The 7,724-nt window shown below is 31.2% G+C and carries 8 protein-coding genes and 1 pseudogene; 7 read left to right on the plus strand and 2 right to left on the minus strand.

Annotated elements, in window-relative coordinates; all coding sequences use genetic code 11:
- The 5 genes from ACTG3S_RS05530 to ACTG3S_RS05550 form a co-directional block, all read left to right on the plus strand.
- Positions 1 to 372, plus strand: a 372-nt coding sequence (locus tag ACTG3S_RS05530; RefSeq protein WP_439128370.1) for an electron transfer flavoprotein subunit beta/FixA family protein, incomplete at its 5' end; no start/stop codon positions are given.
- A gap of 193 nt (positions 373 to 565) precedes the next feature.
- Positions 566 to 1,522, plus strand: coding sequence for an electron transfer flavoprotein subunit alpha/FixB family protein (locus tag ACTG3S_RS05535; protein WP_439128371.1), 957 nt, complete (start codon positions 566 to 568; stop codon positions 1,520 to 1,522).
- A gap of 401 nt (positions 1,523 to 1,923) precedes the next feature.
- Positions 1,924 to 2,538 carry a bifunctional nuclease domain-containing protein gene (locus tag ACTG3S_RS05540; RefSeq protein WP_439128372.1) on the plus strand — a complete coding sequence of 205 codons (615 nt, stop codon included), beginning with the start codon at positions 1,924 to 1,926 and terminating at the stop codon, positions 2,536 to 2,538.
- A gap of 13 nt (positions 2,539 to 2,551) precedes the next feature.
- Entirely contained in the window at positions 2,552 to 4,309 is a 1,758-nt protein-coding gene (locus ACTG3S_RS05545; RefSeq protein WP_439128373.1) for a NupC/NupG family nucleoside CNT transporter, read from the plus strand.
- Between the two features lie 149 nt (positions 4,310 to 4,458).
- Complete coding sequence (locus tag ACTG3S_RS05550; RefSeq protein ID WP_439128374.1) at positions 4,459 to 5,283, plus strand: thymidylate synthase; 825 nt, start codon at positions 4,459 to 4,461, stop codon at positions 5,281 to 5,283.
- Between the two features lie 40 nt (positions 5,284 to 5,323).
- Here ACTG3S_RS05550 and ACTG3S_RS05555 read toward each other — a convergent pair whose 3' ends face one another.
- A complete protein-coding gene (locus tag ACTG3S_RS05555; RefSeq protein ID WP_439128375.1) occupies positions 5,324 to 5,620 on the minus strand; it encodes an isoamylase early set domain-containing protein in 297 nt (98 codons plus the stop codon).
- A 302-nt stretch (positions 5,621 to 5,922) separates the two neighbouring features.
- Between ACTG3S_RS05555 and ACTG3S_RS05560 the strand changes: the two genes are divergently transcribed.
- Positions 5,923 to 6,411, plus strand: a complete 489-nt coding sequence (locus ACTG3S_RS05560; RefSeq protein ID WP_439128376.1) for a dihydrofolate reductase — start codon at positions 5,923 to 5,925, stop codon at positions 6,409 to 6,411.
- On the opposite strand, the gene ACTG3S_RS05565 is transcribed toward ACTG3S_RS05560, so the two are convergent.
- Complete coding sequence (locus ACTG3S_RS05565) at positions 6,408 to 6,842, minus strand: DUF6146 family protein (protein ID WP_439128377.1); 435 nt, start codon at positions 6,840 to 6,842, stop codon at positions 6,408 to 6,410. The genes ACTG3S_RS05560 and ACTG3S_RS05565 overlap by 4 nt on opposite strands.
- A gap of 185 nt (positions 6,843 to 7,027) precedes the next feature.
- Here ACTG3S_RS05565 and ACTG3S_RS05570 point away from each other — a divergent pair.
- Positions 7,028 to 7,724 (plus strand): annotated as a pseudogene (locus ACTG3S_RS05570) (M24 family metallopeptidase); the annotation flags it as partial.

Raw genomic sequence — 7,724 nt, forward strand, 5'->3', positions numbered from 1 at the left:
CCAGGAATGTTAGCATCGTTAACAGATTTTAATTTTGTAAATGGTTGTGTAGAAATGGAAGTAGAGGATACAAGCGTAACTGCAAAAAGAGAAATAGATGGTGGTAATGAAACTGTAACAACTAGTTTGCCATTAGTAGTTGGTGGGCAAAAAGGAATTGTAGAAGAAAAAGATTTACGTATACCAAACATGAGAGGAATTATGATGGCTCGTAAAAAACCATTACAAGTAGTAGAAGCTACAGGTGCAACAGCAAGTACTTCTATTAGTTCTTTTGAAAAACCAGCACCAAAAGGGGCTGTAAAATTAGTAGATGCAGCTAATTTAGACGAGTTAATTAGCTTATTACACAACGAAGCTAAAGTAATTTAATCTTCGATTAAATTATGCTGAACGCGATTCAGCTTCTAAAGATTTAGAAACAAATTGAGTTTATTTATTTTACTAAACTTTTAAAATAATAATCTAGAAAATAAATTTAATTCAAACCTGATTATTAATCAGTTTTCAAAATTCAAAATAACAAAATCCTGAAACTAGTTCAGGATTATAAAAAATATAAAATATGTCAGTTTTAGTTTTCGCAGATTCCACAGAAGGAAAATTTAAAAAAACTGCTTTTGAAGTAGTTTCTTACGGAAAAAAAGTAGCAGAACAACTTGGTAGCGATTTAGTTGTATTAACCATAAATGCTACAGATGCAACAGAATTATATAAATATGGTGCAACAAAAATAGTAACAGTTGCTAATGATAATTTATCGCCATTTAATGCAAAGCAATACGCAGCAGTTCTAACACAAGTAGCTAATAAAGAAAATGCTACAGTCGTCGTAATAGATTCTAGTATAGATGGTTTGTATTTAGCACCTTTAGTAGCAGTAAATTTAGAAGCAGGTTATGCCTCTAACACAGTTGCTTTGCCAACTAGTACAAGTCCATTTACAGTAAAAAGAAAAGCATTTTCAAACAAAGCATTTTCAAATACAGAAATTACTACCGATAAAAAAATAATAGGTCTGGCTAAAAATTCTTTTGGTATTCATGAGAATCCATCAGAAGGCACTACAGAAAATTTCGATGCAAAAATAGCAACATCAGGCGTAAAATCAGAAAGTGTAGAAAGAGTAACAGGTAAAGTAACCATAGCAGACGCAGATACAGTAGTTTCTGCAGGTAGAGGTTTAAAAGGACCAGAAAACTGGCCAATGATAGAAGAGTTAGCGGAAGTTTTAAATGCAGCAACAGCTTGTTCTAAACCAGTATCGGACTTAGGTTGGCGTCCACATGCAGAACACGTAGGGCAAACAGGTAAGCCAGTTGCCTCTAATTTATACATTGCTATCGGAATTTCTGGAGCCATACAACATTTAGCAGGTATTAACGCTTCTAAAGTAAAAGTAGTTATTAATACAGACCCAGAAGCACCGTTTTTTAAAGCCGCAGATTATGGTGTGGTAGGAGACGCTTTTGAGGTAGTTCCGCAATTAATAGAAAAATTAAAAGCCTTTAAAGCTGCATAAAAAATTGGACTTTGATTTTTTTTAAAATCAAAGTTTCCTATAAAATGTCATTCCCGTAAAAACGGGAATCTAAATAAAGAATTTGAATAAATTATTTATGACATGGGCGTGCCCAAATTATTTTACTTTTTTAAATTTAAATCGAAACCTATCAAATTTTTTTGGTAGGTTTTTTTTATATAGTAAGTTTAAAAACAAAAATAATTTCGTCAGGCTTTCACCACTCGCTTTACGCCCAAAAGCGTAAGAGCTCAAACAAAGGCTCAATCCTTCACGCAGGCGTAAGTTTGTATAAAAAACCGAATTCAGTAAAAATAAGTACTTGTACTATATATTTTTTGTAAATTGTGCCCTTAAAAATAAGCTATACAAAAGCTATTTTTTTATTTGCAATAAAATATATGAGTTTAATAAAATTAACCATAAAAGGTATTTCTTATAGCCAAACCCAAAGTGGCGCTTATGCTTTGGTTTTAAGCGAAATGGAAGGCAGTAGAACCTTGCCAATAATTATTGGAGCATTCGAAGCACAGTCTATCGCCATTGCTCTAGAAAAAGAAATTAGACCTCCAAGACCCTTAACTCACGATTTGTTTAAAACCTTTTCAGATCGATTTTCTATAGAAGTAAAAGAAGTAATTATACACAAATTAGTAGACGGCGTATTTTTTTCTAGTCTAATTTGCGAAAAAGATGGCAAAGAAGAAACCCTTGATACAAGAACTTCAGATGCTATTGCAATAGCAGTTCGTTTTCAAGCACCTATTTATACCTACGAAAATATTTTAGACAAAGCAGGTGTTTTTCTAAAAATAGAAGAAGAATTAGGTTTAAACGATCCAGCAGAAACGCACGAAGTTTCTTTAGATACAGAAGACTTATTAGACACAGATAAAGGTGCATCTTTTTCAAAACTTTCTCTTACAGAATTAAACAAACAATTAGACCAAGCAGTCACTGACGAAAACTACGAACTTGCTGCAAAAATTAGAGACGAAATAAGTAAACGCTCTTAAAACTACACAACTCATGAAAAACTTATTTTTAATGCTGTTTTGTGCCATCTCTGTAACTTTTTTTGCGCAAGATTTAGAACAAGATTGGCAATTATCAACAGCAAAAACAGCTGCAAAAGCTAATTTTTTAGAAGTAACAAAGGGAGATGTGTTTTCTTTTAAAGAGGGGGCTTTTTCGTATTCAATTGCTTCAGAAAATATTACTGCTTCTGGTCAATATATTCGTCAAAATAATTTGTTAATTTTTAATTATAAAACTCCAAAGGATACAGTCAGGTATTTTAATATTGTTTCTTTTGATAATGCTAGCTTACAATTATCAGAAGGAGAGGTAACTTACCATTTTTCATCACCAGAATACGCTAAAATTGTATTGCCTGTAAAAGAAACAAATAAAGAAACCATTGCAGAAGAAATACAAAACGATACGCTTACAGCAGATAAAAAACAAGATATCATACCTAGTCAAGATTTTACATTTACAAGTTTTTGGCGCGGTATTTTAGGGATGTTTTCTTTAATAGTAATTGCTTTTTTATTTAGTGCAAACAGAAAAGCGATAGACTGGAAAAAAGTGGGTGTTGGTTTAGCATTGCAGTTAATTATTGCTATTGGAGTTTTAAAAGTATCTTTTGTACAAAAAGCCTTTGAATTAGTGGGCAAGCTATTTATACAAATCTTAGAATACACAAAAGCAGGAAGTAAGTTCTTGTTTGATGGTTTAATTGCAGACATGGATACTTTTGGATATATTTTTGCATTTCAAGTATTGCCAACTATCATTTTCTTTTCTGCGTTAACATCCTTATTATTTTATTTAGGTATTATTCAATGGATCGTTAAAATATTGGCCATTGCTTTGTCTAAGTTTTTAGGTATTTCTGGGATGGAGAGTTTGTCTGTGGCAGGTAATATTTTTCTAGGTCAAACAGAAGCACCTTTATTGATAAAAGCTTATTTAGAAAAAATGAATAAATCTGAAATGCTTTTAGTAATGATTGGTGGTATGGCTACAGTTGCTGGTGCAGTATTAGCAGCTTATATTGGTTTTTTAGGTGGTGGAGATAAGCAACTAGAATTGGTGTTTGCAAAGCATTTATTGGCAGCTTCTGTTATGGCAGCTCCTGGGGCTATAGTAATATCTAAAATACTATATCCACAAACAGAAAAAGTAAATACAGACGTTACAGTTTCTCAAGAAAAAATAGGCTCTAATATCTTAGATGCCATTGCAAATGGTACCACAGAAGGTTTACGTTTAGCTGTAAATGTAGGTGCTATGTTGCTAGTTTTTGTGGCAGTTATTGCTATGATAAATGGTGGATTGGGTTTAATAGGTGACCTTACAACGTTAAACGATGTTATTGCTGCAAATACAGCCTATGATAGTCTTTCTTTAGAATTTATTTTAGGGTATATTTTTGCACCATTAATGTGGTTAATTGGTGTGCCAACTGCAGATATGACTCTAATGGGGCAACTATTAGGTATTAAATTGGCAGCAAGTGAGTTTGTAGGTTACATACAATTGGCAGAGCTAAAAAATGTGGCAAATGTTACACATTTGGCTTATAACAAATCTGTAATTATGGCTACTTATATGTTATGTGGTTTTGCAAATTTTGCTTCTATTGGAATACAAATTGGTGGAATTGGCTCTTTAGCTCCTGGGCAAAGAAAAACGTTATCAGAATTTGGTGTAAAGGCTTTAATTGGTGGTACTATTGCTTCTTTAATGTCTGCAACCATTGCAGGTATGATTATTGGCTAGACGTGAATCAGTACAGATAATTTTAAAAATATTTTTTAAAAAAAAGTTGATAACTTTAAAATATTAAATTAAAAGCTTCGACATATATTATTGAGGCTTTTTTTATTTTTACATTCTTAGTTTACTTAATTAAACAATTACACAAAAAAATGAAACAATACCACGATTTAGTAACACACGTTTTAGAAAACGGTAATGAAAAAGGAGATAGAACAGGCACAGGAACTAAAAGTGTTTTTGGGTATCAAATGCGTTTCGATTTAAGTGAAGGTTTTCCAATGGTAACTACCAAAAAATTACATTTAAAATCTATTATTTACGAACTACTTTGGTTTATCAAGGGAGATACAAATGTAAAATATTTGCAAGAAAATGGTGTTAGAATTTGGAATGAATGGGCAGATGAAAACGGTGATTTAGGTCCAGTGTATGGGCATCAATGGCGCAATTGGAATAGTGATGATATAGATCAACTGAAAGATGTAATTACAACTCTTAAGAAAAATCCAAATTCTAGAAGAATGCTAGTTTCTGCATGGAACCCTTCTGTGTTGCCAGATACTTCTGTAAGTTTTTCAGAAAATGTTGCCAATGGTAAGGCTGCATTGCCTCCATGTCACGCATTTTTTCAGTTTTATGTGGCAGATGGTAAATTATCTTGCCAATTATATCAAAGAAGTGCAGATATTTTTTTAGGCGTGCCTTTTAATATTGCTAGTTATGCATTGTTTACAATGATGATGGCACAAGTATGTGGTTATGAATCAGGAGAATTTATCCATACTTTTGGAGATGCACACATTTACAGCAATCATATAGAACAATTAGAACTACAATTGTCTAGAGATATTAGACCATTACCAAAAATGAAGCTTAATACTTCTATAAAAAATATAGAAGATTTTACTTTTGATGATTTTGAATTGTTAGATTATAACCCTCATCCACATATAAAAGGCAAGGTTGCTATCTAATAAAAAAAAGAGCTTTCTAATTTTAGAAAGCTCTTTTTTTTTATAAATTAATTACACTGTTTTCAGCATCCGCATAATCATTCCATGCGTAAGCATCTGCAGCTGCTTCATTCACGTAATTGCCGTCAATTATATATTTAAACTCGTAAGAGTTGTTAGATTCTAAATCTACAGTTCCTTTAAAAGAGCCATTTTTTAATTTTTTTAACGGAGTCGTTTCTGCATTCCACTCGTTAAAAGATCCTACAACTGCTACATTACTAGCTTCTTCTGCAGGTACTGTAAAAGTTACTTTACAAACTGGTTTACTTTTTAAAAATTGTTTTTTAATAGCCATAATATTTTTATTTGAATTTCGATGTAAAAATAATTAAGACAAAAAACATAACAAACATAATTTAAGTGTATTCCTAAAGAATTACCACTTTAGCAATTACAGCTCATTTAATATTATTTTTTCTAATATTTAGCAAGCTTTAATTATGTTATATCTAAAAAAAAGTCTCTCCTTTTTTCTTGATTTTCAGTGTTTTTACCCCGAAATCGGTTTCGTATTTTATTGTTTTTTGATGAATTTTTATCAAAAACGTCAAATCTGCAATCATTTCTCTTATTTTTGTCAAAAATAGATTCAGTTTTATGATTACAGTTATTGCAGCAATTGCTAAAAACAATGCTTTAGGAAAAAATAATGATTTAATTTGGCACTTGCCTGCAGATTTGAAACGTTTTAAGAAAATTACCACGGGGCACTACATTTTAATGGGTAGAAATACCTTTGAATCTATCGGAAAACCACTACCCAACAGAACCACCATTATCATCACCAGAAATAAAAATTATTTTAAAGATGGTTGTTTGATAGCTAACAGTTTAGAACAAGCTATAGAAATTGCGAAAGACGAAGAGGAAATCTTTATAATTGGTGGCGCTCAAATTTATAAAGAAACAATAGCTAAAGATTTGGCAGATAAACTAGATATTACTTTGGTTCATAAAGAATTTGATGCAGACGTTTATTTTCCTGAAATTGATGTAAATAAATGGAAAGAAGTTGCTAGAGAAGATTTTAAAGCCGACGAAAAAAATGACTACGATTATAGCTTTGTATCTTATAAAAAAATCTAATTAATTCTATTTGCTCTAAAACCACCACCTAAACTCATTCTGTATTTTCTTTGTGCAAATAAAAAATAATTAAATAGTTTGTAGTTCACCTCGTAGCCATAATTGATGTTCGGTTGGTAATCTATAATGTTTTCATAAATATTGCCATTATACATCCCAGGATTTTGTGCCCTTTGATTCCAAGTTATAACCCAAGCCCTATTTCTAGCTTCTAAATAACTTTGTGTGTAAAAACCTTCTGGTTGTGCAACACCAGCTAAATAAGCCGTAAAACCTGGGTCTATAATTATAATTTCGTACTCTAAACTATCATTGGCAATTACAACAGGCTCTTCTTTTTCTGTATTGGTAGTATTTATTGGTGTAGAACCACAGGCCCAAATCAGTAGACCCATAGATATCAACAGTAATATTTTTGTAAATTTTTTCATAATTTTAATTTGTTATTTAACTCATTTATACATCAAAAGTATTGTACAATTATTGGTTTTAAAAACTAAAATGAGTAAACACCTCTTTTTAATGAGTTAACTTCTATTAAATTACAAAATTTATTCTATAATTAGATAGGTTATTAATTTTTAACATTATTTTTAAGTCTTTAAACCGAATTATTATGAATAAAAAAATCATCCTTTTACTACTAATATTAGTATCTTTTTCTTGTGATAAAGAGAAAAAAAACAAACAGACATATTCTATTTTAAAAGAGAAAGAAAGAGCAGTTCTTAAAGACTCAATTTTAGAAGATAGGTTTACCAACGTATTGCCAAAATTAATGGATGACACCGACATAGATATGTGGTTGCTAATTTCTAGAGAATATAATGAAGACCCTGTATTAAAAACAATGTTGCCAGCAACTTGGTTAAATGCTAGAAGAAGAACAATAATTGTTTTTTACAGAAATAAAAAAGAAAATTCTTTAGAAAGGTTGGCGGTAGCGAGATATAATATAGGTAAAAGCATTACTTCTGCTTGGGATAAAGAAAAAGAAGCCAATCAATGGAAAGCGCTGGTAGATATTATTAAAGAAAAAAATCCAACTAAAATTGGTGTAAATGTATCTAAACACTTTCCTCTTGCAGATGGTTTGGTAAAAACGGGTTATGATGAATTGCTCGAGAATCTTCCTGAAGAATATCAAAATAAAGTAGTTTCTGCAGAAAAGTTAGCCATTGGTTGGATCGAAACCAGAACAGAAATGGAAATGCAACTTTTTAAAAAGTTGGTTGCAGTAACTCATAATATAATTGATGAGGCTTTTTCAGAAAAAACAATTGTGCCTGGTAAAACCACAACCGAAGATGTGT

It is taken from the genome of Polaribacter sp., from assembly GCF_965656025.1.
In the GTDB taxonomy this organism is placed as follows: domain Bacteria; phylum Bacteroidota; class Bacteroidia; order Flavobacteriales; family Flavobacteriaceae; genus Polaribacter.

Excerpts from the sequence above, each read along its gene's own strand:
- ACTG3S_RS05535 (WP_439128371.1), top strand. The coding sequence starts at position 566 with ATGTCAGTTTTAGTTTTCGCAGATTCCACAGAAGGAAAATTTAAAAAA.
- ACTG3S_RS05540 (WP_439128372.1), top strand. The coding sequence starts at position 1,924 with ATGAGTTTAATAAAATTAACCATAAAAGGTATTTCTTATAGCCAAACC.
- ACTG3S_RS05545 (WP_439128373.1), top strand. The coding sequence starts at position 2,552 with ATGAAAAACTTATTTTTAATGCTGTTTTGTGCCATCTCTGTAACTTTT.
- ACTG3S_RS05550 (WP_439128374.1), top strand. The coding sequence starts at position 4,459 with ATGAAACAATACCACGATTTAGTAACACACGTTTTAGAAAACGGTAAT.
- ACTG3S_RS05555 (WP_439128375.1), bottom strand. The coding sequence starts at position 5,620 with ATGGCTATTAAAAAACAATTTTTAAAAAGTAAACCAGTTTGTAAAGTA.
- ACTG3S_RS05560 (WP_439128376.1), top strand. The coding sequence starts at position 5,923 with ATGATTACAGTTATTGCAGCAATTGCTAAAAACAATGCTTTAGGAAAA.
- ACTG3S_RS05565 (WP_439128377.1), bottom strand. The coding sequence starts at position 6,842 with ATGAAAAAATTTACAAAAATATTACTGTTGATATCTATGGGTCTACTG.